Here is a 23,935-nt window from a genome sequence, read left to right as displayed (position 1 = left end):
CCGCGTGCTCGCGGGGAGGAGGGACTCCCTCGCTGCTCCTCGGTGAGAGGGACGTCAGCCCGCGGCGCGGCAGTCGCCGCAGACGCCGAGGATCTCCACGGTGTGCGAGATCTCGACGAAGCCGTGCTGCGCGGCGATCCGGTCGGCCCAGTGCTCGACGGCAGGGCCCTCCACCTCGACGGTCTTCCCGCAGACGCGGCAGACCAGATGGTGATGGTGGTGCTCGGAGCACCGGCGGTACGACGCCTCACCGGTGCCCGTGCGCAGCACGTCGATCTCGTTGGCGTCGGCGAGCGCCTGCAGCGTCCGGTACACCGTGGTGAGCCCGATGCCCTCCCCGCGGCGCCGCAGCTCCTCGTGGATCTCCTGCGCGGACCGGAAGTCGCTCAGCTCGTCGAGCAGCTCGGCGATCGCGGCGCGCTGCCGGGTCGCGCGCAGCCCGGGGACCGAGGGCGTGCGCGAGCCGGATGCCGTCACGACTCCTCCTCCACGTGCGCGACCGCGTCGACGACGATGTGTGCGAGGTGATCGTCCACCAGGCGGTAGACGACTTCGCGACCCCGCCGGTCGCCGCGCACCACGCCCGCCGCCTTGAGTACGCGCAGGTGCTGGCTGATCAGCGGCTGGGTCACCGCGAGGGCGTCGACCAGCTCGTGGACGCAGCGCGGCGAGCTGCGCAGCTGCAGCACGATCGCGATCCGCACGGGCGCCGCCAGGGCCCGCAGCAGGTCGCCCGCCGCGGCGAGGGACGTCGACCCCGGCGTGTCGGGGCCCGGGGCCGGCAGGTCGGCGGGGGTGTCCTCGTGGAGGTGCCCGGGAGTCGTGGTCCCGGCCCGGGGCGCGCTCATCGCAGCACCAGCCCGACGGCGAGGGCCACGAGCACCGCGAGGACGAGCACGCGCACCGCGCGCTCGCCGGGGCCCAGGCGCGGCCAGGTCGCGGCGAGCAGCCCCGCCACCCCGAGCGCCAGCAGACCGAGCAGAACCGCCCCGGTCGCGCCGCCGACGAACACGCCCGCGGCGAAGACGACGATGACGACGGCGAAGACGGCCACCGCGGGCACGCGCGCGAGCGGCCCGTCGCCGGGCACCGCCCGGCCGCGCCGCCCCGCGAAGGGGGTGCGCGCCCGCCCCGGTCCGCGACCGCTCACGGCTGCCTCCCGGCCGTCGGCTCCGCGTCGCCCCGGGTCTGCGCCCCGGCACGACATCTCCCGATAATGGTATCCGTTGTCGACCCGAGGGGAGGACGCCCGGGATGCTGCTGGTCTGCCGCTTCGCGCCCACCGCCGCGCAGACGGAGGCGTTCCTCGAGCGCGCGCGCCGGGCGGTCGCCCTGCTCACCGCGCAGCCCGGGTGCGAGGGCGTCGACCTGGGGCGGGCGATCGAGCAGCCGGAGAGCTGGGTCCTGGTCGCCCGCTTCACCTCCGTCACCGCCTACCGCAAGGCGCTGCAGCCCTTCGACGTGCGCGAGCACGTGGTCCCGCTGCTCTCGGAGGCCCGCACCGACGAGCCCGCCGCCCACGAGCGGGCGCTCGTCGCCGGGCCCGACGGCGTCACCGAGCACCCGAGCCTGCTCACCGACCGCTGACCCCGCTCCGGTGGTCCGGCGGCGCGGATCCGCTCGCTACGCTGGGTGCACCCGTACGACCAGCGTTCCCTGCGAGTTCCGGAGTACCACCGTGCCCACCCCCACCGGCAGCGCCCGTATCGAGACCGTGGTCAACCTGTGCAAGCGCCGCGGCTTCGTCTTCCCGTCCGGTGAGATCTACGGAGGCACGCGCTCGGCCTGGGACTACGGCCCGCTGGGCGTGGAGCTCAAGGACAACATCAAGCGCCAGTGGTGGAAGTCGATGATCACGGGCCGCGAAGACGTCGTCGGCCTCGACTCGAGCGTGATCCTGCCGCGCCAGGTGTGGGTCGCCTCGGGCCACGTCGACGTCTTCACCGACCCGCTGGTGGAGTGCACCAACTGCCACCGCCGCTTCCGTGCCGACCAGCTCGCCGAGGACTTCTCCGAGCGCACCGGCGGCCCGTCGCTGGAGACGGTCGACGCCGAGGGCAAGGTCGGCTACGAGCTCGGAGGAGTGCCGTGCCCGAACTGTGGCGTGCGCGGCGAGTACACCGCGCCGCGCGAGTTCAACATGATGCTCAAGACCTACCTCGGCCCGGTGGAGTCGGAGGAGGGCCTGCACTACCTGCGGCCCGAGACCGCACAGGGCATCTTCGTCAACTTCGCCAACGTCATGTCGGCGGCCCGCAAGAAGCCGCCGTTCGGCATCGGCCAGATCGGCAAGAGTTTCCGCAACGAGATCACGCCGGGCAACTTCATCTTCCGCACGCGCGAGTTCGAGCAGATGGAGATGGAGTTCTTCGTCGAGCCGGGCTCCGACGAGCAGTGGCACCAGTACTGGATCGACGAGCGCACCCGCTGGTACACCGACCTCGGCATCGCTGCGGAGAACCTGCGGCACTACGAGCACCCGAAGGAGAAGCTCTCCCACTACTCCAAGCGCACGGTGGACGTGGAGTACAAGTTCCAGTTCAACGCCGGCCAGGAGTGGGGCGAGCTCGAGGGCATCGCGAACCGCACCGACTTCGACCTCACGACCCACACCAACCACAGCGGCGTCGACCTGAGCTACTACGACCAGGCCACCGACTCCCGCTACCGGCCCTACGTCATCGAGCCCGCCGCAGGCGTCGGCCGCCCGATGATGGCGTTCCTGCTCGAGGCCTACACCGAGGACGAGGCCCCGAACGCCAAGGGCGGCGTCGACAAGCGCACGGTGCTGCGCCTCGACCCGCGCCTCGCACCGGTCAAGGCGGCGGTGCTGCCGCTGTCGCGCAACGCCGACCTCTCGCCGGTCGCCCGCGACCTCGCGGCCACCCTGCGCAAGCACTGGAACGTGGAGTTCGACGACGCCGGCGCCATCGGCCGCCGCTACCGGCGCCAGGACGAGATCGGCACCCCGTTCTGCGTCACGGTCGACTTCGACTCGCTGAACGACCAGGCCGCCACCGTCCGGCACCGCGACGCCATGACCCAGGAGCGCGTGGCGCTCGACCAGCTCGAGGCCTACCTCGCCGCCCGCCTGATCGGCTGCTGAGGTTCTCGGCCTGTCGCAGCGAACGGGTATCTCGCTGCTTCTATGCGCGCAATGTCCCCGCTCGCGATCGGCGCGCGGTGATCAGTCAGGGCGCGAACGCGGAGTTCGTGCGCATAGAAGCAGCGAACAGCGCGTTCGCTGCGAACCGCTCGGGCCCGGCGAGCCGGAAGGGATCGGGGCCTCGCCTACCCTGGAGCACGTGAGCGACCTGGCGGACGTGGCGGCGGTCCTGGCGCGAGGGGACGAGGCGCGGGCGGTCGTCCGCGTGCTCGATCGGCACGGGTTCGGCACCGTCGAGCCCGGTCAGATGCTCGTCGCCGGCGCCGACGGGTCGCTCGGTGGGGTCCTGCTGCGCGGCGCGCTGGACGACCGCGCGGCGGCGCTCGCGACGGAGGCCAGGGCCCGCCCGTCGACCGTCGAGGCGCACGTCGCCGAAGACGCCGCCGTCGCCGCCGGGCTCGCCTGCGCGGGCGGGGCCACGCTGCTCGGCCACCCCCTCGACGCCGCGCCGGCCCGTGCGCTCGCCGACGCCTTCGCGGGCGGCAGCCCCGCCGCGCTGGTCTCGCGCGCCGACGGGTCGGCGTCGCTGGCGGCCACGGGCGGCGAGCTCGACACCGCCGTCGGCACGCTGGGCGACCAGGCCGTCGACGACGCCGCGCTCGCCCACGCCCGCGGCCTGCTGCGCCGGGGCGCGACGGCCACCGACCGCACGACGATCGAGGGCGTCGACGTCCTCGTCGACCTCTGGGTGCCCGTGCCGACGATCACCGTCGTCGGCGGCGGGGCGATCGCCGAGGCGCTGGCCGCGCAGGCCGGGGTGCTCGGCTGGGCGTCGCAGCGCGCCGACACCGTGGCCGAGGCGGACGCCGCGGTCGCCGCGTTCACCGACGCCGACGTCCTCGTGCTGCTCGACCACGACCCCGCGTTCGACGCCGTCCTGCGCACCGGCCTGAAGGGTCGCGGTTTCCTCGGCGCCCTGGGTTCGCGGCGCACCCAGGCGGCCCGGCGCGAGCGCCTGCTCGCCGCCGGCGTCACCGAGGACGAGCTCGGGCGCATCCACGGGCCGGTCGGCCTCGACCTCGGCGCGCGCACGCCCGCGGAGACCGCCGTGTCGATCGTCGGCGAGGTCCTCGCGGTCCGCAGCGGGCGCGACCCGTCGGCGCTCGGTCGCGCCGCGGGACCGATCGGCGCATGAACCGCGGTACGAGCCCGACCTCCCCGACCACCGCCCGCACCGCCGCCGCCTGGGCGCCCCGGGTGGTGGTGGGCGCGATGGTGGTCGCGCTCCTGCTGGTCGGCGGCACCGCGATCCGCGTGTGGCAGCTGGGCCGCGTCGACGAGCGCCAGCCGGTCGACATGATCGTCGTGCTCGGCGCCGCCCAGTACGACGGCCGCCCGTCACCGGTCTTCCGTGCGCGCCTGCAGCACGCGCTCGAGCTCTACGAGGAGGGCGTCGCCCCGCGCATCATCACCGTCGGCGGGGCCGCGGCCGGCGACGCGTTCACCGAGGCACAGGCGGGCGAGCAGTGGCTCGTCGAGAACGGGGTGCCGGGCCAGGCCCTGCTGCCGGTCGACGAGGGACGCGACACCTTCGAGAGCTTCGAGGCGGTCGCCGCCGTCGCCGACCAGCGCGGATGGAGCTCGGCGGTGCTGGTCAGCGACCCGTGGCACTCGCTGCGCTCGCGCACGATGGCCGACGACGTGGGCCTCGACGCGACGACGTCGCCGACCAAGCGCGGTCCCGTCGTGCAGACCCGCGAGACCCAGTTGCGCTACATCGTCCGCGAGACCGGCGCGCTGATCTACTACCACCTCACCCACGGGTCGTCCGACTTCTCCGACCCCGGCCTGGGATGAGCACCCGGGAGCACCGCGCGGCCCGGCTGTTCGACGAGGCCCCGAAGCCGGGCCGCGACCTGCGCTCGCCGTTCGCGCGCGACCGCGGCCGCGTGCTGCACTCCGCGGCGCTGCGCCGCCTCGCCGGCAAGACCCAGGTCGTCGGCCCCGACGAGGACGCCGCGGTCACCGGCGTGCCCCGCACCCGGCTGACCCACTCGCTCGAGGTCGCCCAGATCGGCCGCGGCATGGCCGAGGACCTCTGTGCTGGGTCTCGGGGGCCGGACCCCGACGTCGTCGACACCGCCGGGCTCGCCCACGACATCGGCCACCCCCCGTTCGGCCACAACGGGGAACGGGCGCTGCACGCGCTCGCCGCCGACTGCGGGGGCTTCGAGGGCAACGCCCAGACGCTGCGGATCCTCACGCGACTCGAGCCCAAGGTGCTCGACGACGACGCGTGCCGGGGACTCAACCTCACCCGCGGCGTGCTGGACGCCTGCCTCAAGTACCCGTGGCCGCGGCGCGACGGGCTGCGCAAGTTCGGCGTCTACGCCGACGACCTCGCGGTCTTCGGCTGGGTGCGCGAGGGCGCGCCGCCCGACCGCCGCTGCGTCGAGGCGCAGATCATGGACTGGGCCGACGACATCGCCTACTCGGTGCACGACCTCGAGGACGGCATCCTCGCCGGGCGCATCGTGCTGGCCTGGCTGGGACGCCCCACCGAGCGCGCCGCGCTCGCCGACCTCGCCGCCGACGCCTTCTCCGCCGCGTCGCGCGCCCAGCTCGAGGACGCCGCGGGGGTGCTCGCCGAGATGCCCGCGGTCCGCGCGGCCGCGGCCCACGGCGAGCACGACGGCTCGCTCGCCGCCACCGCCGCGCTCAAGCGCCTGACCAGCGAGCTCGTCGGGCGATTCGTGTCCAGCACCGTCGACGCCACCCGCGACGCGCTCGGCGACGACGCCGTCCCCGCCGGGCACGACGCGGATCTCGTCGTACCGGCGGATGTCGGGGCGGAGGTCGCCGTGCTCAAGGCCGCGGCGCTGCGCTGGGTGATGAGCGACCCGGCCCGGCTCGCGGTACAGGCGCAGCAGCGGGACCTGATCACCGAGCTGGTCGAGCGGCTCGTGGCGGCCGCCCCGCAGGCCCTCGACCCCGCGTTCGTGCCCGCGTGGGAGGCTGCCGCCGACGACGCCGCGCGGCTGCGGGTCGTCGTCGACCAGGTCGCGGTGCTCACCGACGCCGGTGCCGAGCGCTGGTGCGCGCGCCTGCGCGCGACACGTCCCGTAGCTGGTTGAGAGGAAGCCCGAACTTGCCGCTGATCACCGTCCTCGGTCACACGCCGACGATCGCCGACGGCGCGTGGGTCGCGCCGGGCGCCGTCGTCGCGGGCCGCGTGACGATCGGGACCGACACCGGCGTCTGGTACACGGCGGTGGTCCGCGCCGACACGGAGTCGGTGACCGTGGGGGAGGGGACCAGCGTCCAGGACGGCACCGTCGTCCACGCCGACCCCGGCTTCCCCGCCTCGATCGGCGACAACGTGACGGTCGGCCACCGCGCCGTGGTGCACGGCTGCACGGTCGAGGACGACTGCCTGATCGGGATGGGCGCGGTGGTCATGAACGGCGCGACGGTCGGGCGCGGGTCGGTCGTCGCGGCGGGTGCGGTGATCCCCCAGGGCGTGACGGTGCCGCCGGGCTCGCTCGTCGCGGGCGTCCCGGGCACGGTGCGCCGGGAGGTCACCGACGACGAGCGCGCCATGATCGCGGCCAGTGCCGCGACGTACCGCTACCTGCTGGGCGTCCACCGGGACGCCACGGCCTGACCCCGGAGCTCGCGCTGCCGTCGGGCACCAGCGGGCCACGCGCGGCGCAGGCGCGTCGCGGCGTCCGACTCGTCGTCGCCCCACGCGACGGAGTGGTCGGCGCCCGAGGATCAGGCGTCGCGCCGGGCCGCCGACCCGCACGACGAGCCGCGGGACGGTCACACCGCCCCTGCGGGACGCCCGTCGCTAGCCGCCCGCGGCCCGGTCGTCGTCCTCCGAGGGCCCCATCGCGTCCAGGATGAGCTGCTCCCCGTGGGCCGCGTGACGGCGGGCGAGCTCCTCGGCGTGGGCGGCGTCGCCGCGGGTGATCGCGTCGAGGATCGCGGCGTGGTCCTCCCACACCCAGGCCGGCGAGCCGCCCTGGAGCAGGACCTCGCCCATCACGCGCTGGACGTTGCGCCACATGACCGCGGTGCTCTCGACCAGCAGCGGATTGCCCGCGGCCTCGACGACACCGCGGTGGAACTCGACGTCCGCGGAGATCATCCGGGCGAACGCGCGCTCGGAGAACGCCTGCTCGCCCATCCGCACGATCCCGGAGATCTCCTCCAGCCACGGGTCGGTGCGCCGTTCGGCGGCCAGCCGGGCGGCGTAGCCGTCGAGGAGCTCGCGCAGGTCGTAGAGGTGGCTGACGAACTCGCGGTCGAGCGGAGCGACCTCGAGGCCGCGACGGCCGAACTCGCGCACCAGGCCCTGGTTGCGCAGGAGCAGCAGCGCCTGCTGCACGGGCTGGCGCGACACGTTGAAGCGCTCCGCGAGCTGTTCCTGGCGCAGCGGGGTGCCGGGGGTCAGCTTCCCGGTGCAGATGTCGTCGACGATCGCGTCGAACACCTGCTCCGTGCGGGACGGAGGGGTCGGCAGCGCGGTCATCGCCGGCACTCCGGGCTCGGCACGGGCGGCCTCCTCGGAGATCCTGCGGCTCGAACGGTCGACCACCGAGGTTAGCGCCTGGCCGGGGACGGGTTCCCGGTGTGGCTCTTGACTTCTGAATTCAGAATGCGGCACTGTGAGCGTGGGTTGCATCACGTGGTGTGGGTCACCGGGGCTGCCGCAGGAGTGTCCCGGCTCACGGTCTCGCACGGCTCGTCCGCGCCCGGATCACTGAAACGACGACGAGGAGGACGGATGGCCCAGGGGTCAGCACCGGTCGCGGACCTGGTGGCGCGGTTCTTCCGCGACCACGGGGTTCGGCGCGTGTTCGGGCTGCAGGGCGGACACATCCAGCCGGTGTGGGACCAGCTCGCCCGGCTCGGCGTCGAGATCGTCGACGTCCGCGACGAGGGCTCGGCCGTGCACATGGCCCACGCCCACGCGGAGCTGACCGGCGAGACCGCCGTGGCCCTCGTGACCGCCGGGCCCGGCGTCACCAACACGGTCACCGCCGTCGCCAACGCCTCGATCAGCCGCGTCCCGCTGCTGCTCCTCGGCGGCTGCCCGCCCCGCCCGCAGGCCAACATGGGCCCGCTGCAGGACATCCCGCACACCGAGATCCTCGCGCCGGTGACGCGGCTGTCCCGCACGCTGCGCCAGCATGACCAGGTCCTGCGCGAGCTCGACGAGGCCTGGGCCCGCGCGTCCGGCGACCGCGGTGAGCCGGGGCCGGTGTACGTCGAGATCCCCACCGACGTCCTGCGCCAGGAGGTCCCGCCGGCGCTGGTCACCGACGAGCACCTGCGCGCCAAGCCCCGCCGCCGCCCCCAGCCCCACCCCGACGACGTCACCGCGGTCGCCGAGCTGGTCCGCCACGCGAGCAAGCCCGCCGTCATCTCCGGGCGCGGCGCTCGGGTCACCGACGGGCGCGAGCTGGTGCGCTTCCTCGACGCCAGCGGCGCGGCCTACCTCGACACCCAGGAGTCGCGCGGCCTCGTCCCCGCCGACCACCCCGCCGGGGTCGGCTCGGCGCGCTCGGCCGTCATGCGCGACTGCGACCTGCTGATCACCGTCGGACGCCAGCTCGACTACCAGCTCGGGTTCGGGTCACCGGCGGTGTTCCGGAACGCGAGGGTCGTGCGGATCGCCGACACGGCGAGCGAGCTGATCGACAACCGGCGCGGCGAGGTCGAGATCCTCGCCGACCCGGCCGCCGCGCTGGGCGCGCTCACCACCGCGCTCGCGGGCCACACCCCCGACACCGGCTGGCGCGACGAGCTGCGCGCCAAGCACGAGAAGCGCAGCGCGGAGTACAAGGCCGCGATGGCCGAGGCGCCCGCGGGCTCCGACGGCCTCATGCACCCCAACCGCGTCTTCGCCGCGCTCGACGCGCTCGACGGCTCGGAGAGCCTCGACCTCGGCGAGACGATCATGGTGGCCGACGGCGGCGACCTGCTCTCGTTCGCCCGGCTGGGCATCACCCGTTGCGCGCGCTACCTCGACCCCGGCGCCTTCGGCTGCCTCGGCGTCGGCACGCCGTTCGCCGTCGCCGCAGCGCTCGCGTACCCGGAGCGGCCCGTGGTGACCGTCACCGGCGACGGCGCGTTCGGCATCACGGCCACCGACATCGACACCGCGGTCCGGCACGGCGCGAAGGTCGTCGTGATCGTCTCCAACAACGCCGCGTGGAACATCGAGCGCTACGACCAGCAGGAGAACTACGGGCTGGTCGTCGGCACCGAGCTCGCGTTCTCCGACTACGCGGCGCTGGGCCGCAGCCTCGGCGCCCACGGCGAGCGGGTCACCGATCCCGCCGACCTGCCCGACGCGCTGCGCCGCGCGCTGGAGAACGCGCCGGCCGTCGTCGACGTCCTCACCAGTCGCGACGCGCCCTCGCCCGACGCCGACAAGGGCCTGGGCTTCGTGCCCGACTACCAGGCCCTCACGCCCTGGAACGACGCCGAGATCGAGCGGAGGAGGGCCCGATGAGCGCGCAGATGGAGGAGTGGCACTTCCCGGCGGGCTACGACCAGAGCTACCTGCCCGACCCGTCGTCGCCGTACTGGTTCCCGCACCGCGAGACGATGGATCCCGAGGAGCGCAACGCCGCGGTGCTCGTGCGGCTGCGTGAGGTCATGGCGTACGCCTACGCGAGTTCGCCGTTCTACCGGCGCAAGTGGGACGCGGCCGACCTCAAGCCCGCCGATATCACGTCGTTCGAGGCCTTCGAGCAGGTCCCGGTGGTGAGCAAGGACGAGATGCGGGCCTCGCAGCACGACGTCCCGCCGTTCGGCGACTACCTGTGCTGCGAGGAGTCCGAGATCCACCACATCCACGGCACGTCGGGCACCACCGGCATGCCGACGGCCTTCGCCATGGGTCGGCGCGACTGGGAGGTCATCGCCGACAACCACGCCCGCATCCTGTGGGGGATGGGCGTCCGTCCGGGCGACACGGTGTTCGTCGCGGCGCTCTTCAGCCTCTACCTCGGTTCGTGGGGGGCCATGACCGGTGCCGAGCGGCTGCGTTGCCGGGTGCTCCCGTTCGGGGCGGGGGCCCAGGGCATGACCGCCCGCGCCGTCACCTGGCTGGCGCGCACCAGGCCCGCGGCCTTCTACGCGACGCCGTCGTACGCGCTGCGCCTCGCGGAGGTCGCGGAGCAGGAGAAGATCGACCCGCGCGAGTTCGGGCTGAGGGTCATGTTCTTCTCCGGCGAGCCCGGCGCGTCGGTGCCGGCCGTGCGCAAGGCGATCGAGGACGCGTTCGGCGCGACGGTGATCGACTGCGGGACGATGGCGGAGATGACGCCGTTCATGTCGGCGTCGGCCACGGCGGGCACGCCGGAGGGCATGCTGCTCTGGCAGGACATCGTCTGGCACGAGGTCTGCGACCCGGACACGTTCCGCACCGTCCCGTTCGGCTGCGAGGGCACGCCGGTCTACACGCACCTCGAGCGCACGTCGCAGCCGATGATCCGGCTCGCGTCCAACGACCTCACCCGCTGGGTGATGGAGGACAACCCCTGCGGGCGCACGTACCCGAAGCTGCCCGACGGAGTCTACGGCCGGATCGACGACATGATCCACATCCGGGGTGAGAACGTGTACCCCACGGAGGTCGACAACTACCTGCGCGGCGTCGCCGACTACGGCGGCGAGCACCAGATCGTCGTGCGCCGCACCGGCTCGATGGACGAGATGATCGTCCGCGCCGAGACCACGCTGCCGGAGGGGCGGCGTTCCGAGTTCGAGAAGTCGATCGGCTCCGGACTGCAGTCCTTCCTCGGCATCCGCGTGACCTTCGAGTCCGTCGACGCCAACACCCTCGAGCGGGCCGAGCACAAGTCCCGCCGCGTCGTCGACGAGCGCGAGCACACGAAGCGCTGACCCCTGTGAGCACTTTCCGGGCCCAGGGGCCCGGAAAGTGCTCACATCACCCACACGGACCCGTCCAGCACACCCCACAGCGAGGTGGCCCCTCCATGTCCCTGACCCTCGACACGACGACCCGCACCGCCGAGCACGCGCAGATGTTCATCGGCGGGGAGTGGGTGTCGGCCTCGTCGACGTTCCCGACCGTCGACCCGAACACCGGCGCGGCGATCGGCGAGGTCCCGCGCGGCGACTCCGCCGACGTCGACCGCGCCGTGGCGGCCGCGAAGACCGCGGCCGTCGACTGGCAGTTCACCGACGCGATCGCGCGCGCCGGCCTGCTGCGGGCGCTCGCCGCGAAGGTCACCGAGAACGCCGACGAGCTCGCGCGCCTCGAGGCCCTCGACTCCGGCCACTACCTGGCCAAGGCCCAGGAACTGGTCGGCGCGATCCCGCTCTGGCTCGACTACTGGGCGAGCCTCGCGGACAAGGTCGGCGGCCGCACCATCGAGGTGCCGGGCAACAAGCTCTCGTTCACGATCCTCGAGCCGCTCGGCGTCACCGCCCACATCGTCCCGTGGAACTACCCGCTGCTGATCCTCGTGCGCTCGTGCGCGCCGGCGCTCGCGCTCGGCAACACCTGCGTGGTCAAGCCCGCCGAGGACACGTCCCTGTCGGCCCTGAAGTTCGCCGAGCTGGTCGAGGAGGCGGGCTTCCCCGACGGCGTGTTCAACGTCGTCACCGGCTACGGCGGTGAGGCGGGCGCCGCGCTCGCCGCACACCCGGACGTCGCGGGCATCACGTTCACCGGCTCCACCGAGACCGGCAAGCAGGTCGCCAAGCTCGGCGCCGACCACATCGCGCAGGTCAACCTCGAGCTGGGCGGCAAGAGCCCGACGATCGTCTTCCCGGACGCCGACCTCGACGAGGCCGTCGAGGCCGCGGTCCAGGGCTTCTGCTCGCACACCGGTCAGGTCTGCGTCGCCGGCACCCGGCTGTTCGTCCACGCCGACGTCGAGAAGCCGTTCCTGGACAAGCTGACCGCCCGCCTGGACCAGACGCAGGTCGGCGACGGGTTCGCCGACGGCACGCAGATGGGCCCGCTGGTCTCCCGCAAGCAGTACGACCGGGTCACCGAGTACATCGAGATCGGCAAGTCGGAGGCGACGCTGTTCTACGGGGGCGGGCGCCCGGCGGGCACGAACGAGGGCGGCTACTTCGTCGAGCCCACCGTGTTCACCGGTGTCCCGGCCTCGGCGCGGATCGCGAAGGAAGAGATCTTCGGGCCGGTCGCGTCGGTGTTCACGTGGTCCTCGGAGGACGAGCTCGTGGACGCGGTCAACGACTCGATCTACGGCCTGTTCGCCGTCCTGCTCGGCAAAGACGTCACCCCGCTGCTCTCGACGGCCCGCCGTCTGCAGGTCGGCGGCGTGATGATCAACGACTGGTTCGGCGAGCTGCCGATGACCCCCCACGGCGGTCACAAGCAGAGCGGCACCGGTCGCGAGGAGGGCCTCGAGGCCGTCCACGGCTACACGCAGGTCAAGCACGTCGCCGTCAACCTCGACCCGCTGCGTTCGGCCACCGACTGGGCCGGGGCTCCGCTGTAGACGCACCTTCACCAGCAGAGGGGAGTACCTCGTGAACAACGCTCTGGGAGAGAAGCCCGCACCGTACGGCGCACCGGAGACCACGGCGACGCCGGGCGAGGCGGGAGGCTTCTTCGAGACCGGCCGCCCCCGCCTGGGCGGCCTGCCGAACCCGATCGCCTTCAGCGACACCCAGGCGGCCGTGATCAGGGCGGCCGCCGACACGCTGATCCCGCCGCACCCGGACTGGCCGACCGCGAGCGAGCAGGACCTCGTGACGTTCGTGGGCCGCTACGTGACGCCGAGCGGCTACCGCAACAAGCACTTCCCGTTCGCGAGCGAGGACGAGTTCAAGGCCGGGCTCGACCGGCTCGGGCAGGCCTTCGTGGACGGTTCCGTCGCGGACAGGACCGCGGCGATCTCCGGGCTCGAGAAGGCCGAGGACCCGCTGTTCGAGCAGCTGCGGGCGCTCGTCTACTACGGCTACTACTCGCGTCCGGTGGTCACGCTCGCGATCAACCGCAACCTGCCCGCCGGCCGCGACTACCACGGCCCGCCGCTGCCCTACGGCTACCTGCAGACCACCGAGCCGTGGGACGAGGAGCTGCTGACGGCTGCGCAGGAGAACGGCTCCTACCTCGAGACCGACGAGGTCGTCCGCGTCGACCTCTCCCAGCTGTCCTGGACGAAGTGAGGCAACCATGGCCGCATACTCCGAGACCGACGTCCTGATCATCGGCGCGGGGCCCGGCGGCGCCGGCATCGCGCTGAAGCTGGCCAAGGCCGGCGTGAAGGTGACCTGCCTGGAGCAGGGCCCGTGGGTCAAGCCGACCGACCACCCGCACTACCACGACGAGTGGGAGCTCGAGAAGCAGCGCGGGTGGGCCTACGACCCCAACGTGCGCCAGCTGCCCGAGGACTATCCGGTCACCGGCACGACGACGCCGTACATGATGAACAACGTCGGCGGCTCGACCGTGCACTACGCGGGCCACTGGCCACGCTACAAGCCGGTCGACTTCCGCAAGGGCACCGAGCACGGCCTCGAGGGCACGATCGACTGGCCGATCTCCTACGAGGACCTGGCGCCGTTCTACGACGAGAACGACGAGATCTACGGGATCTCCGGGCGCATCGGTGACCCGTCCTACCCGGACCGCAAGCAGGCCGTCCGCGACCCCGAGGTGCTGCCCGGCAAGCTGGGCCTGAAGTACGCGAAGGCGTCGAAGGACCTGGGCTGGCACTGGTGGCCCTCGGACAACGCGATCATCACCGTGCCGCGGGAGAACCGCGAGGCCGACCAGGCCATGGGCAACGAGCTCTCGGGCAGCCCGACGGGCTCGCTGTCCACCCCGGCCAACGCCCACTGGCCCTCCGCGATCCGCCACGGCGCCGACCTGCGCACGAACGCGCGCGTCGAGACGATCGACGCCGAGGGGGGCAAGGCCACCGGGGCGACCTACCTCGACCGCGTCACCGGCGAGCGGCACGGGATCCGCGCCAAGATCGTCGTCCTGGCCGCGAACGGTATCGGGTCGCCGCGGCTGCTGCTGCAGAGCGCGCAGAAGGGCCACCCCGACGGCCTGGCGAACTCGAACGGCATCGTCGGCAAGTACCTGATGCACCACGTGTTCGCGTTCTGCGACTCGTGGTTCGACGAACCGATCGAGGGCTTCAAGGGTGCGTTCGGCGCGCCGCTCTACTCACACGAGTTCTATCACACCGACGTCAGCCGGGGATTCGTCAACGGCTTCGGCATGCAGGTCGCGCGCAGTTTCGGGCCCGCCTACGCCGCGATGGGAACGCACACCGGCTACACGGCGCCGTGGGGCGAGAAGCACCGCGAGTTCTTCGACGGCCACTTCGCCAACCACCTCATGGTCTTCATGTTCGGCGAGGACCTGCCGGTGGAGTCGAACCGCGTCACGCTCGACCCCGACGTGAAGGACTCGTCGGGCCTGCCGGCCGCGCACGTCGACTACAACCTCCACCCGAACGACATCGCGCTCGCCGAGTACGGGATCGACAAGATCTTCGAGGCGACGCGCGCGGTCGGTGCCGTCGAGACCAACGACACCGGCGTGCTCTACCCGCCACCGGGCTGGCACCTCATGGGCACCTGCCGCATGGGCAACGACCCGGGCGACTCGGTGCTCAACAAATGGTGCCAGACGTGGGACGTCCCGAACCTGTTCGTCGTCGACGGCAGCACGCTCACCACGGGCGCCGCCGTCAACCCGACGAGCACGATCGGCGCGCTGTCGCAGCGCACCGGTGAGTACATCCTGCGCAACTTCGACCACATCGCCGCGCAGAAGACGACCCCGAGCAACGCGGACGCGCCGACGATGTAGTTCGCGTTCCCGTTCCGGGGGGAACACGCGAGGAGAAGACATGTCGTTGTCACCCCCGGAACGGGGGCCGAGAAGGTCTGTTCGAGGATCACGCGAGGTCTGGTCCGGTTCCTGTTCGTCTGCTACGCCGCGGCCTATCTGGACCGTGTGAACGCCGGGTTCGATGTTCCTCATCGAGGTCGTGCCGTCGCTCGTGCTCGGCCTGCTCGTGCTGCGCTGCCTCGACAACTCCGTCGACGACGCCCGCTGGCTCTCCGAGGAGCAGAAGGCGGTGGTGCGCGCCGACCTCGCGGCCGAGGAGGCGATCATCACCACGACCGCGAGTCGGCGCACGGCGACCGCACCGGCGAGCGCCGCTGGCACACGCTGATCCCGTGCCTGGTCGCTGCGCTGGGCCTCGTGCTGACGGCGGTGTTCCCGCAGAGCACGGCGCTCGCGGTGGGCTCGATGGTGCTCGTCGCGGCCGGCGTCTCGACCGCCCGGTCCGCGTTCTGGAGCATCCCCGCGGCGCTGCTCTGCGGCGCCGGCGCGGCCGCGGGGATCGCGCTGGTCAACTCGATCGGCACCATCGGCGGCGGCGTCGCTACCTCGCTCGTCGGCTGGCTCTGCGACCTCACGGGGTCGACGGCGTCGAGCCTCTACCCGTTCGGCGCGGTGCTGCTGATCGGCGGTCTGCTCGTGCTGCTCGTGCCGAGATCCGTCGATCACCGCGCGATGGCGGCGCGCACCCCCGGGGAGGACCTACCATCGCCGCGATGAGGTACGAGGTCACCGAGGACGACACCGCTGTCGCGCTGGGCACCGGGGAGCTGCCGGTCCTGGCGACGCCGCGGCTGATCGCCTGGCTGGAGGCGGCGACCGTCGCCGAGGCGTCCCCGGGCCTGCGCGAGGGGCAGACCACGGTCGGCGCCGCGATCCGCGTGCGGCACCGCCGGCCGACCCCGGTCGGCGGCATCGTCGACGTCTACGCCTCGCTGACCACCGAGGGCGACCGGCTGACCTTCGACGTCAGCGCCATCGACGGCGACGGGCACTATGTCGCCGACGGCGAGATCGACCGCGTCGTGGTGGACCGGGCGCAGTTCACCGCGTGATCCCGACCGGTTGACGGCCCGCACCACGCCCCGCGGGCGTGAGCTACGGGATGATCGAGTCGACGTAGCCACCGTCCACGCGGACAGCCGCGCCCGTCGTGGCCGAGGCCAGCGGCGAGGCCAGGTACGTCACGAGGTGTGCGATCTCCTCGGGCTCGATGAGGCGCTGGATCAGCGACTGCGGCCGATACTCGATCATGAACTTGCGCTGCGCCTCGTCCCACGGCAGGTCATCGCCGACGAGCTCGCGCACGAACCCTTCGACGCCGCCGGTGTGGGTCGGGCCGGCGATCACGGAGTTCACGGTGACCCCCGTGCCGGCCGCCTCCTTGGCGAACCCGCGGGAGACGGCGAGCAGGGCGGTCTTCGACATCCCGTAGTGGATCATCTCGGCGGGGAGCGCCGCGGCACCCTCGGCGGACGCGACGTCGGCGGCGACTCCGACGACCTCGCCGCCGGTCTCGTCCCGGATTCCGGCGACGGCCTCGTCGACGCGCGCCCGGTCACGACCGTTGACGACCACCCGTGCGCCGGCACGGCCGAGATCGACGGCGATCGCCCGCCCGATGCCCCCGGTCGACCCCGTGACCAGGGCGGTCCGTCCGGACAGGTCGAGCTGCATGGTGGGTCCTCCTCGTCCTCGCTGCGGTGCCGATGGGGCAACCGACCGATGCGGCCCGAACTTCCCGGAGCGGGTCCCTACACTCGGGGGCATGGCGGGGCGCATCCGGGACGCGGACATCGCGGAGGTGCGCGACCGCAACCGGGTCGACGAGGTCATCGGCGAGTACGTGGCCCTGCGCCGCGCGAGCGCGAGCTCGGTGAAGGGCCTCTGCCCGTTCCACGACGAGAAGACGCCCTCGTTCAACGTGCGCCCCACGCACGGCACGTTCCACTGCTTCGGTTGCGGCGAGGGCGGCAGCGTCATCGACTTCTTGATGAAGATCGAACAGCTGGGCTTCGTCGAGGCCGTGGAGAAACTGGCCGACCGCATCGGCTACCGGCTGACCTACGAGGGCGGCGGGTCGAGCGTCCAGAAGGACCGCGGCACCCGCGCCCGCCTGCTGGCCGCCAACAAGCTGGCCGCCGAGTTCTACGCCGAGCAGCTGCGGGCGCCGGGGGAGGCGCAGAAGGCCCGCGAGTTCCTCGCCGAGCGCGGGTTCGACCAGGCGGCGGCCGAGGAGTTCGGCTGCGGGTTCGCGCCGTCGGGCTGGGACAAGCTCACCAAGCACCTCGTCGCGCAGGGCTACACGCTCGAGGAGTTGGAGAAGGCGGGGCTGTCGCGCCCCGGCCAGCGCGGGTACATGGACCGGTTCCACCGTCGGCTGCTCTGGCCCATCCGCGACCTCGGCGGTGACGTCGTCGGTTTCGGCGCGCGTCGGCTGTTCGACGACGACCGCATCGAGGCGAAGTACCTCAACACCCCCGAGACGCCCGTCTACCACAAGTCGAAGATGCTCTTCGGGCTGGACAAGGCCAAGCGCGACATCGCCAAGACCCGGCAGGCCGTGATCGTCGAGGGCTACACCGACGTCATGGCGATGCACCTGGCCGGGGTGACGACGGCGGTCGCGAGCTGCGGCACGGCGTTCGGCGAGGACCACGTGGCGGTGCTGCGCCGGCTGCTCATGGACGACTCGTTCGACCGCGGCGAGGTCATCTACGTCTTCGACGGCGACGCCGCCGGTCAGGCCGCGGCGCGCAAGGCGTTCGAGGGCGACCAGCAGTTCGCCACCCAGACCTACATCGCGGTCGCCCCCGACGCCATGGACCCGTGCGATCTGCGGCAGGCGCGCGGCGAGGTCGCCCTGCGCGACCTGGTGGCCCAGAGGGCGCCGCTGTTCAGCTTCATCATCCGCGCGATCCTCGACGAGCACGACCTCGGCACCGTGGAGGGCCAGGTGGCGGCCCTGCAGCGCGCCGTGCCCGAGGTGGCCCGCATCCGGCGTGAGGACCTGCGCGACGGCTACGCGCGCAGGCTTGCGGGGTGGGTCGGGTGGACCGACGAGGCACAGGTGGTGCGCCGGGTCCGGGAGACCGCCGGCGCGCCGACCGACGCCCCGGCGCGCCGGGCGCAGCGCAAGCCGCCGACCAACCACCGGGCCGGCGCGGAGGGCGGGCCCGCGTTGCCCGCCCGTGACGACCCTCGCCTGCGCGTCCAGCGCGAGGTGCTCAAGGCCGCGCTGCAGGCCCCGGCGCTGGCCGGGCCCGTGTACGACTCGCTGCCCGAGGACGCGTTCAACAACGATGCCTACCTCGCCGTGCACCGGGCGGTGCTCGCCGCCGGGGGCACCTCGGCGGGCTGGTCCGGCTCGGCATGGATCGACGCCGTCGGCCGCGAGGTCCCGAGCGGCTACCGCACGCTGGTCCACGAGCTCGCCGTCGAGCCGCTGCAGACCCGCGAGACCGACGAGCACCGCTACATCACCTCGATGATGAGCGCCCTGCAGGGCACGCTGGTCGAGCGCCAGGTCTCGGAGATCAAGTCGCGGCTGCAGCGGCTGTCGCCGATCAACGACGCCGACGAGTACCACGAGCTCTACGGCGACCTCGTCGCGCTCGAGCAGTACAAGAAGGCGCTGCGCAGCCAGGCGTCGGGCGCGGTGTCGCTGTGAGCGGGTTCGTCGACCGGCTCGGGGCCCTCCTCACGGGGCGCGAGCCGATCCCGGAGGGCTTCACCGGCACGCTCGACGACGGCGAGCGGGTGATCGCCGACGGGCGCGGGCCGCGCGGGTCGATCGTGCTCGCCACCGACCTGGGGCTGTGGCTGCCGCCCGCCGCGTCCGGCGAGGGCGCGCACCGGATCCTCTGGCACCTGGTCACCAAGGCCACCTGGGCCTCCGGCGCCCTGGAGGTCGTCGAGGCCGACGAGGTCGAGGAGCTGGCGGGCGGGGTCGTCGTGCTGGCCGACCGGGCGCCGCGCCGCGTGCCGCTGACCGAGCCGCGCCGGGTGCCCGAGACCGTGCACCATCGGGTGACGGTCGCGGTCAAGGACAGCCAGCACCACGACCTCGGCGACGGCGGCGCCTGGTTCGTCCAGCGGCGCGTGCCCGGGGCGGGGATCGTCCTGCACGTGCGCCCCGATCCCGGCACCGACCCGGAGGTCGTACGCACCGTGGCGGCGGGAGTCGGGGAGAAGCTCAGAGACGCCCGCTCGTGACCCTGACCTGGGATCCGGAGCTCTACCGACGCCACGACGACCACCGCGCGCGCCCGTTCCTCGACCTCGTCGGCCGGGTCGGCGCGACGGCCCCGCGTGAGGTCGTCGACCTCGGCTGCGGGCCCGGGCACCTCACCGGGGTGCTCGCCGGGCGGTGGCCGGACGCGCGGGTGCGCGCGTCGGACGCCTCGCCGGAGATGATCGCGGCGGCGCGCGGGAACGGCGTGGACGCCGAGCTCGCCGACGTCCGCGACTTCGCACCCGGTCCCGAGACCGACGTCGTCGTCTGCAACGCGGTGCTGCACTGGGTGCCCGAGCACCGCGAGCTCCTCGCCCGCTGGGCCGCGGACCTGCCCGCCGGCGGATGGCTCGCGACGCAGGTGCCGGGCAACGAGCGGTCGCCGTCGCACGAGACCGCCCGGGAGCTCCTGACGAGCCCGGCGTGGACGGACCTCGTCCCGGGCGGCCTGCCCGCCTACGGGGTCGGCACGCCCGAGCAGTACGCCCGACTGCTGGCCGCGGCGCGCCCCGGCGGCGTCGTCGACTGCTGGGAGACGACCTACCTGCACCCGCTGACCGGGGACGACCCGGTGGGCGACTGGATCGCGGGCAGCACCCTGCGACCCGTGCGCGACGCCCTCGACGACGCCGGGTGGGCACGCCTGCGCGCGGAGCTCGCACCCCGCCTGCGCGACGCGTACCCGCCCGACGACGCCGGCGTGACCTGGTTCGGGTTCCGCCGGGTGTTCGCGGTGCTCGGTACCTGACTTTTCCGGGCGCCCTGACCTACCGGCCGGAACCGTTGGCGGCCGCTCGACCCGGTGCGGTGGGCTGCTCCCCTTCGGGACCACCCGCGGGCGCGACCTTCTCCTTGGCCAGCGCGACGCCCGTCTGCACGGCCTCGCCGGCCTTCGCGCGGGCGACACCGGCGGCGCCCTGCACGCTCGGGTGGTCGGCCACCTGGCGGTACGCCCGCGCGATCTGCTCGTAGCGCTCGCGGCCGGCGCGCGCCCCGAGGACGTACCCCACGCCGGCCCCCAGCAGGAACGGAATGATCTTCATGCGTTCTCCTCCCCGACGTCTCGTTCCGCCCATCCTGCCCCACCCCGTGCGGAAGGACGGTGGGGCGGGTGAGGTAGCGTGGAGGGAGTCCGCACGCAAGGCGTCCGGACACAGCGGTCCTCCGTAGCTCAATCGGCAGAGCATTCGGCTGTTAACCGAAGGGTTACTGGTTCGAGTCCAGTCGGAGGAGCCGAAACCCCAGGTCACAGCCCGTGGCCTGGGGTTCTTTCTTGATCGGCCCACCGCTTACCCACCTCTTTCGTCGCCGCTACCTCCGTAGGCCCGGTCCAGGGCGTCGGCGACGTCGCTGGTGACGGCGCGGCGCCCGAGGTACTTGTCCTGGGTCATGGACACCTTCGCGTGACCGAGCTGGTCGGCGATCTGGCGTGCCGAGAGGCCGGCCGCGTCCAGCTCGGTCGCCGCGGTCTTGCGGAACACGTGCGAGGTCACCCATGCGAAGTCCGCCGAGCCACGGGCCGCGCGCAGCGAGCCCGACGCGTTGGACGGGTCGCGCCAGCCACCCCGGGCATCGGGGAAGACCGGACCCCGTCCGTCCGAGTCCTGCCGCCGTCGACGCAGCATGCCCATCGCGAAGCCGGGCAGCCGCAACGTCCGCTCGCCGGCGATGCTCTTGGTCGTCTTGCGGACCAGTCCCTGGCCCTTCACGCGGATGATCGTGTGCTCGATGACCACCAGGCGGCCGTCGAGATCGACGTCGTCCCACGCCACGGCCAGCGCCTCGCCGATTCGGACGCCGGTCGCGAGCATGAGGGCGCACAGGTCCGGCAGGTCCTTGCGTCGCGCCACCGGATCGGCGTGCAACTGCTTGATCCACTCCTCTCGTTCTTCCCGGGTCAGCGCGCGTGGCTGGCGTCGGGGCGTTGTGGCGATGCGCCCGATGTCTCGTGTCGGATTCGTGCGGATCGCGCCGTAGCGGACGGCGAGCCCGAGCGCGCCCGACAGCACGGTGCGCGCGAGCTTCGCCGTCGCCGCGCCCCTCTGGACGTTGACGGTCTGCACGAAGCGGTCGAGACGGGACACGCTGATCTCGCGCAGCCGCACCTCACCGAGCGCCGGTCGCACGTGGACATCGAGCGTGAGCCGGTATATCTGTGCTGTGTTGGGGGAGCGGAGACCCTGCGCCACCTGGGAGTCGATCGACAGCAGCCAGGCGTCAGCGACGGCCGAGAAACGAGAGTCGCCGGTGATGTCGTCCGGGTCCCCGGCGGCGACCCGGTCCCGCAGCTCGTCGCGGAGACGGTTCTTCGCGATGGCGGCGGTCGCCCCGGTCTTCTCGACCTTCCGGGTCACACCGTCGTGGTCGCCGGAAGCGAGCCGTGGCCCGGACGCCGCCGGGCACGGCGTGCGTGGTGATGTTGCCGTAGGTCCCGATCGGCAGCGGTGGACGCGGCATCCCTCAGCCCGCCTTCTCGGTCAGCGACGCGAACCACGAGCGCACTTCCTCGGGCTCGTAGCGCACGTACCGACCGACGCGAACACCCTTCGGGCCGTAGCCCGTGCGGCGCCAGTTGTAGATCGTCATCACGGGGACGCTCAGGTAGTCGCTCAGGTCCTGAACGCTCCACAACCTCTCTGCTCTCGCCATCTCGGCACTCCAGGTCAGACTGCGGTGATCAGTTCGTCGTGGGCGGCGCGACCCCTGGCGCGGGCGTTGGCGGCCGAGGTGTTGGCGAGCAGGGCGTCGGCGCTGGTGTGCCAGCCGATGCCGGCGTAGACCAGGGAGCTGATGACGATCTCGGTGGTGTCTTCGTCGTCGGCCTGGTCGCTGTCGTCGGGGCCGTGGTGGTCGAGCTGGGCGAGGCGCCAGTCGCGGCGGGCGTGGCGGAGGGCGCCGAGGGTGGCGGAGTAGCGGCGGGAGCGGCTGGAGAAGTGGCCGCCGAACCCGAGCATGTGCGCCCAGCGTTGGAGCCGGCCCCAGCCGGCGGCCCACTGGTTGCTGTCGGCGCGTTCGGGGCGGGTGCCGAGGTGCCAGCACGCGTCGATCTGGCGGCCGGGGTGGGTGTCGAGGCGGGCGTGGTGGCGCACGGTGTCGGGGCGCAGCCGGCCCGAGGTGTGCCCGGCGAGTTCGGTGGCCTTGGTGGCGTACTTGGCGAGGTAGCCGGCCACGGCCGCGGTGGTGATCTCTCCGGCGTCGTCGAGGTCGAGCCGTGAAAGTCGGACGGGGCGGGGGTCGACCTGTTCGCCCCAGGCGATCGGCCAGCCCTGCTCGCGGGCCGGGTGCGCCGTGGTGGTGAACCGCGTGTCGGTGATGGCGTCGCGGAGGAGGGTGGCGAGGTGGTTGGCGCCGACACAGGGGGCGGGCGGGATGACGGCGTCGGGGTCGCGGGGGTCGAGCCCGTCGAGCCGGACGAGGGCGTGGAAGTGCGCGGCGCCGCGGTGCTGGAACTCGGCGACCTTGGTGTAGGACAGGCGCAGCTTGATGCCGTGGCGCTTGGCGAGGGCGGTGACGGCGCGGCGGGCGGTGATGATGGTGCGGCGCCACAGCTCGCCGCTCGACAGGTTCCACACGGCCTGGTGGGGGTGGTCGTAGCAGTCCAGGCACAGCGGACGGCCGAGACTCGTCACGCTCCTGCACGGCGGGCAAATGGCTGATCATGTACGACGCGCGCCTCGCTGGAGCAAGCTGGAGCGAGATCGGCCAGGCGACCCGAGTCACCGCCGAGCAGGCCCAGGCTATCTACGTTCAGGCGGTCGAGATCCAGGAGCGACACAAGATCAGGCGCACCAGCGCCTATCGCAAAGTGATCTGACGAGGGCTCGGAGACTGATCAAGCTGCTGACTCGTCGACCTCAAACAGGCCGAAGGTGTTGCCCTCCGGATCGAGGAAGTAGCCCTGCCAGCATCGGCCGGGCACGGCGAACTTCGGCAGCGCGACTCGACCGCCACGGTCGGTGATCCGCTGCGCGGCCTGGTCAAAATCGTCCACCGGGAAGGAACAGACAAAGGCGTTGGTGCCCTGTTCGGGTGCCGGTGCCGGAGCGGGCCGCTTCAGTATCCCGCCCGCGAGACCGTCGGCGTGGATGCGCCAGTACTCCAAGGGCATGTCCTCGCCAGCCGGCGCGATCTTCCAGCCAAACACGTCGCCGTAGAACGTCGCTGCTCGTTCCAGTTCGTCAGCTTGCAGCTCGATGTACATATCAGGCTCCCGGCCCTTCGCTGATCCGATCTTGCCGCGCGGCAACTACCACTCACCGGCGGCACCATGGGTAGACCTTCCCTTCAAGTACGTTCAACGTACTGCATCCTAGTGTATTAGGACAAGGGTGGATGAAGCGTCGACGCCGAAGATCATCGGCATCGCACTGCCTCCTGCTGCTACCTGTCGAGAACGGCCCTACTCACGACACTCAATGTTGACCTTCGGTCGTGCCATCCGCGTGCCATCCACCACGGGTAACCAGGGTCTGCAGCGGTACGACGGGACGTTCTCCGGTCGAGGTCGTACCCTCTGACGACGAGCCCAGCGCAGCCTTCCAACTTGGGGCTCAAGTGGCGGAGATGGGCGACTTCTTGTGAAGATCAACAGCGCCGCTTACCTCCCGCTACCCGTCGAGAGCAGCCGCTGACGAGCACCAACAAGCACAAACCTCGATCCAGCGTCCGTCCAGCTCAGGGGTCGTTTCGACCATCGACGAGAAACGTC

Annotated in this window: 28 protein-coding genes and 1 tRNA gene; 19 read left to right on the top strand and 10 right to left on the bottom strand. The window is 72.5% G+C overall.

Annotation, left to right across the window (positions count from 1 at the left end; genetic code table 11):
- Positions 1-54: 54 nt before the first annotated feature.
- The 3 genes from AC2A1K_RS15425 to AC2A1K_RS15415 are packed head-to-tail and all read right to left on the bottom strand — an operon-like array spanning position 55 to position 1,150.
- A complete protein-coding gene (locus AC2A1K_RS15425) occupies positions 55-477 on the bottom strand; it encodes a Fur family transcriptional regulator (RefSeq protein WP_483897187.1) in 423 nt (140 codons plus the stop codon).
- Complete coding sequence (locus tag AC2A1K_RS15420; protein WP_483897186.1) at positions 474-848, bottom strand: ArsR/SmtB family transcription factor; 375 nt, start codon at positions 846-848, stop codon at positions 474-476. The genes AC2A1K_RS15425 and AC2A1K_RS15420 overlap by 4 nt, the downstream gene beginning before the upstream one ends.
- On the bottom strand, positions 845-1,150 hold the full coding sequence (locus tag AC2A1K_RS15415; RefSeq protein WP_483897185.1) for a DUF6703 family protein: 306 nt from the start codon (positions 1,148-1,150) through the stop codon (positions 845-847). The genes AC2A1K_RS15420 and AC2A1K_RS15415 overlap by 4 nt, the downstream gene beginning before the upstream one ends.
- Positions 1,151-1,254: 104 nt before the next feature.
- Between AC2A1K_RS15415 and AC2A1K_RS15410 the strand changes: the two genes are divergently transcribed.
- From AC2A1K_RS15410 to AC2A1K_RS15385, 6 genes are all read left to right on the top strand, one after another.
- Entirely contained in the window at positions 1,255-1,587 is a 333-nt protein-coding gene (locus AC2A1K_RS15410) for an antibiotic biosynthesis monooxygenase family protein (protein ID WP_483897184.1), read from the top strand.
- 91 nt (positions 1,588-1,678) lie between these two features.
- Complete coding sequence (locus AC2A1K_RS15405; RefSeq protein ID WP_483897183.1) at positions 1,679-3,106, top strand: glycine--tRNA ligase; 1,428 nt, start codon at positions 1,679-1,681, stop codon at positions 3,104-3,106.
- Positions 3,107-3,305: 199 nt separating this feature from the next.
- A complete protein-coding gene (locus AC2A1K_RS15400; RefSeq protein WP_483897182.1) occupies positions 3,306-4,301 on the top strand; it encodes an XdhC family protein in 996 nt (331 codons plus the stop codon).
- Positions 4,298-4,963, top strand: coding sequence for a YdcF family protein (locus AC2A1K_RS15395; RefSeq protein WP_483897181.1), 666 nt, complete (start codon positions 4,298-4,300; stop codon positions 4,961-4,963). The genes AC2A1K_RS15400 and AC2A1K_RS15395 overlap by 4 nt, the downstream gene beginning before the upstream one ends.
- Positions 4,960-6,240 carry a deoxyguanosinetriphosphate triphosphohydrolase gene (locus AC2A1K_RS15390; RefSeq protein WP_483897180.1) on the top strand — a complete coding sequence of 427 codons (1,281 nt, stop codon included), beginning with the start codon at positions 4,960-4,962 and terminating at the stop codon, positions 6,238-6,240. The genes AC2A1K_RS15395 and AC2A1K_RS15390 overlap by 4 nt, the downstream gene beginning before the upstream one ends.
- A gap of 14 nt (positions 6,241-6,254) precedes the next feature.
- Complete coding sequence (locus AC2A1K_RS15385) at positions 6,255-6,770, top strand: gamma carbonic anhydrase family protein (protein ID WP_483897179.1); 516 nt, start codon at positions 6,255-6,257, stop codon at positions 6,768-6,770.
- Between the two features lie 186 nt (positions 6,771-6,956).
- Here AC2A1K_RS15385 and AC2A1K_RS15380 read toward each other — a convergent pair whose 3' ends face one another.
- Positions 6,957-7,640: a GntR family transcriptional regulator gene (locus AC2A1K_RS15380; RefSeq protein WP_483897178.1), complete on the bottom strand. Its 684-nt coding sequence runs from the start codon at positions 7,638-7,640 to the stop codon at positions 6,957-6,959.
- A 255-nt stretch (positions 7,641-7,895) separates the two neighbouring features.
- Here AC2A1K_RS15380 and AC2A1K_RS15375 point away from each other — a divergent pair, with 255 nt between their 5' ends.
- From AC2A1K_RS15375 to AC2A1K_RS15340, 8 genes are all read left to right on the top strand, one after another.
- Entirely contained in the window at positions 7,896-9,629 is a 1,734-nt protein-coding gene (locus AC2A1K_RS15375) for a thiamine pyrophosphate-binding protein (RefSeq protein WP_483897177.1), read from the top strand.
- Positions 9,626-11,026: a phenylacetate--CoA ligase family protein gene (locus tag AC2A1K_RS15370; protein ID WP_483897176.1), complete on the top strand. Its 1,401-nt coding sequence runs from the start codon at positions 9,626-9,628 to the stop codon at positions 11,024-11,026. Before AC2A1K_RS15375 ends, AC2A1K_RS15370 begins: the two co-directional genes overlap by 4 nt.
- Before the next feature lie 95 nt (positions 11,027-11,121).
- Complete coding sequence (locus AC2A1K_RS15365; protein ID WP_483897175.1) at positions 11,122-12,621, top strand: aldehyde dehydrogenase family protein; 1,500 nt, start codon at positions 11,122-11,124, stop codon at positions 12,619-12,621.
- Between the two features lie 31 nt (positions 12,622-12,652).
- Entirely contained in the window at positions 12,653-13,294 is a 642-nt protein-coding gene (locus tag AC2A1K_RS15360; protein ID WP_483897174.1) for a gluconate 2-dehydrogenase subunit 3 family protein, read from the top strand.
- A gap of 7 nt (positions 13,295-13,301) precedes the next feature.
- A complete protein-coding gene (locus AC2A1K_RS15355) occupies positions 13,302-14,954 on the top strand; it encodes a GMC family oxidoreductase (RefSeq protein ID WP_483897173.1) in 1,653 nt (550 codons plus the stop codon).
- Between the two features lie 163 nt (positions 14,955-15,117).
- The gene (locus AC2A1K_RS15350) at positions 15,118-15,324 is read left to right on the top strand and encodes a hypothetical protein (protein WP_483897172.1); all 207 of its coding nucleotides are present in this window, start codon (positions 15,118-15,120) and stop codon (positions 15,322-15,324) included.
- A gap of 29 nt (positions 15,325-15,353) precedes the next feature.
- Positions 15,354-15,713: a hypothetical protein gene (locus AC2A1K_RS15345; RefSeq protein ID WP_483897171.1), complete on the top strand. Its 360-nt coding sequence runs from the start codon at positions 15,354-15,356 to the stop codon at positions 15,711-15,713.
- Entirely contained in the window at positions 15,710-16,048 is a 339-nt protein-coding gene (locus tag AC2A1K_RS15340) for a thioesterase family protein (RefSeq protein WP_483897170.1), read from the top strand. Before AC2A1K_RS15345 ends, AC2A1K_RS15340 begins: the two co-directional genes overlap by 4 nt.
- Before the next feature lie 43 nt (positions 16,049-16,091).
- On the opposite strand, the gene AC2A1K_RS15335 is transcribed toward AC2A1K_RS15340, so the two are convergent.
- Complete coding sequence (locus AC2A1K_RS15335) at positions 16,092-16,670, bottom strand: SDR family NAD(P)-dependent oxidoreductase (RefSeq protein WP_483897169.1); 579 nt, start codon at positions 16,668-16,670, stop codon at positions 16,092-16,094.
- Between the two features lie 91 nt (positions 16,671-16,761).
- Here AC2A1K_RS15335 and dnaG point away from each other — a divergent pair, with 91 nt between their 5' ends.
- From dnaG to AC2A1K_RS15320, 3 genes are read left to right on the top strand one after another with little or no spacing between them, the layout of a single operon-like run.
- Entirely contained in the window at positions 16,762-18,663 is a 1,902-nt protein-coding gene (gene dnaG / locus AC2A1K_RS15330) for a DNA primase (protein WP_483897168.1), read from the top strand.
- Positions 18,660-19,208, top strand: a complete 549-nt coding sequence (locus AC2A1K_RS15325) for a hypothetical protein (RefSeq protein WP_483897167.1) — start codon at positions 18,660-18,662, stop codon at positions 19,206-19,208. Before dnaG ends, AC2A1K_RS15325 begins: the two co-directional genes overlap by 4 nt.
- On the top strand, positions 19,205-19,975 hold the full coding sequence (locus AC2A1K_RS15320; RefSeq protein ID WP_483897166.1) for a trans-aconitate 2-methyltransferase: 771 nt from the start codon (positions 19,205-19,207) through the stop codon (positions 19,973-19,975). Before AC2A1K_RS15325 ends, AC2A1K_RS15320 begins: the two co-directional genes overlap by 4 nt.
- Positions 19,976-19,994: 19 nt before the next feature.
- Here AC2A1K_RS15320 and AC2A1K_RS15315 read toward each other — a convergent pair whose 3' ends face one another.
- Positions 19,995-20,270, bottom strand: a complete 276-nt coding sequence (locus AC2A1K_RS15315; protein ID WP_483897165.1) for a hypothetical protein — start codon at positions 20,268-20,270, stop codon at positions 19,995-19,997.
- A gap of 117 nt (positions 20,271-20,387) precedes the next feature.
- On the opposite strand from AC2A1K_RS15315, the gene AC2A1K_RS15310 reads away from it, so the two are divergent.
- A tRNA-Asn gene (locus tag AC2A1K_RS15310) sits at positions 20,388-20,460 on the top strand.
- Positions 20,461-20,516: 56 nt separating this feature from the next.
- Here the strand turns inward: AC2A1K_RS15310 and AC2A1K_RS15305 are convergent.
- The 3 genes from AC2A1K_RS15305 to AC2A1K_RS15295 form a co-directional block, all read right to left on the bottom strand.
- The gene (locus AC2A1K_RS15305) at positions 20,517-21,581 is read right to left on the bottom strand and encodes a tyrosine-type recombinase/integrase (RefSeq protein WP_483897164.1); all 1,065 of its coding nucleotides are present in this window, start codon (positions 21,579-21,581) and stop codon (positions 20,517-20,519) included.
- A 106-nt stretch (positions 21,582-21,687) separates the two neighbouring features.
- A complete protein-coding gene (locus AC2A1K_RS15300; RefSeq protein WP_483897163.1) occupies positions 21,688-21,876 on the bottom strand; it encodes a helix-turn-helix transcriptional regulator in 189 nt (62 codons plus the stop codon).
- A gap of 14 nt (positions 21,877-21,890) precedes the next feature.
- Positions 21,891-22,856 (bottom strand): replication initiator, encoded by a 966-nt coding sequence (locus tag AC2A1K_RS15295; protein ID WP_483897162.1) that lies wholly within the window; start codon positions 22,854-22,856, stop codon positions 21,891-21,893.
- A 29-nt stretch (positions 22,857-22,885) separates the two neighbouring features.
- On the opposite strand from AC2A1K_RS15295, the gene AC2A1K_RS15290 reads away from it, so the two are divergent.
- Entirely contained in the window at positions 22,886-23,041 is a 156-nt protein-coding gene (locus AC2A1K_RS15290; protein ID WP_483897161.1) for a hypothetical protein, read from the top strand.
- A gap of 18 nt (positions 23,042-23,059) precedes the next feature.
- Here AC2A1K_RS15290 and AC2A1K_RS15285 read toward each other — a convergent pair whose 3' ends face one another.
- On the bottom strand, positions 23,060-23,428 hold the full coding sequence (locus AC2A1K_RS15285) for a VOC family protein (protein WP_483897160.1): 369 nt from the start codon (positions 23,426-23,428) through the stop codon (positions 23,060-23,062).
- Between the last annotated feature and the right edge of the window lie 507 nt (positions 23,429-23,935).

This window comes from Actinomycetospora sp. 2LY8.5, assembly GCF_057180585.1.
The sequence above is the reverse complement of the archived record's forward strand: the minus strand, read 5'-3'. Positions and strand labels throughout refer to the sequence as shown.

Excerpts from the sequence above, each read along its gene's own strand:
- AC2A1K_RS15420 (WP_483897186.1), bottom strand. The coding sequence starts at position 848 with ATGAGCGCGCCCCGGGCCGGGACCACGACTCCCGGGCACCTCCACGAG.
- AC2A1K_RS15410 (WP_483897184.1), top strand. The coding sequence starts at position 1,255 with ATGCTGCTGGTCTGCCGCTTCGCGCCCACCGCCGCGCAGACGGAGGCG.
- AC2A1K_RS15395 (WP_483897181.1), top strand. The coding sequence starts at position 4,298 with ATGAACCGCGGTACGAGCCCGACCTCCCCGACCACCGCCCGCACCGCC.
- AC2A1K_RS15390 (WP_483897180.1), top strand. The coding sequence starts at position 4,960 with ATGAGCACCCGGGAGCACCGCGCGGCCCGGCTGTTCGACGAGGCCCCG.
- AC2A1K_RS15380 (WP_483897178.1), bottom strand. The coding sequence starts at position 7,640 with ATGACCGCGCTGCCGACCCCTCCGTCCCGCACGGAGCAGGTGTTCGAC.
- AC2A1K_RS15375 (WP_483897177.1), top strand. The coding sequence starts at position 7,896 with ATGGCCCAGGGGTCAGCACCGGTCGCGGACCTGGTGGCGCGGTTCTTC.
- AC2A1K_RS15370 (WP_483897176.1), top strand. The coding sequence starts at position 9,626 with ATGAGCGCGCAGATGGAGGAGTGGCACTTCCCGGCGGGCTACGACCAG.
- AC2A1K_RS15365 (WP_483897175.1), top strand. The coding sequence starts at position 11,122 with ATGTCCCTGACCCTCGACACGACGACCCGCACCGCCGAGCACGCGCAG.
- AC2A1K_RS15355 (WP_483897173.1), top strand. The coding sequence starts at position 13,302 with ATGGCCGCATACTCCGAGACCGACGTCCTGATCATCGGCGCGGGGCCC.
- AC2A1K_RS15350 (WP_483897172.1), top strand. The coding sequence starts at position 15,118 with ATGTTCCTCATCGAGGTCGTGCCGTCGCTCGTGCTCGGCCTGCTCGTG.
- AC2A1K_RS15340 (WP_483897170.1), top strand. The coding sequence starts at position 15,710 with ATGAGGTACGAGGTCACCGAGGACGACACCGCTGTCGCGCTGGGCACC.
- AC2A1K_RS15335 (WP_483897169.1), bottom strand. The coding sequence starts at position 16,670 with ATGCAGCTCGACCTGTCCGGACGGACCGCCCTGGTCACGGGGTCGACC.
- dnaG (WP_483897168.1), top strand. The coding sequence starts at position 16,762 with ATGGCGGGGCGCATCCGGGACGCGGACATCGCGGAGGTGCGCGACCGC.
- AC2A1K_RS15315 (WP_483897165.1), bottom strand. The coding sequence starts at position 20,270 with ATGAAGATCATTCCGTTCCTGCTGGGGGCCGGCGTGGGGTACGTCCTC.
- AC2A1K_RS15300 (WP_483897163.1), bottom strand. The coding sequence starts at position 21,876 with ATGGCGAGAGCAGAGAGGTTGTGGAGCGTTCAGGACCTGAGCGACTAC.
- AC2A1K_RS15290 (WP_483897161.1), top strand. The coding sequence starts at position 22,886 with ATGTACGACGCGCGCCTCGCTGGAGCAAGCTGGAGCGAGATCGGCCAG.
- AC2A1K_RS15285 (WP_483897160.1), bottom strand. The coding sequence starts at position 23,428 with ATGTACATCGAGCTGCAAGCTGACGAACTGGAACGAGCAGCGACGTTC.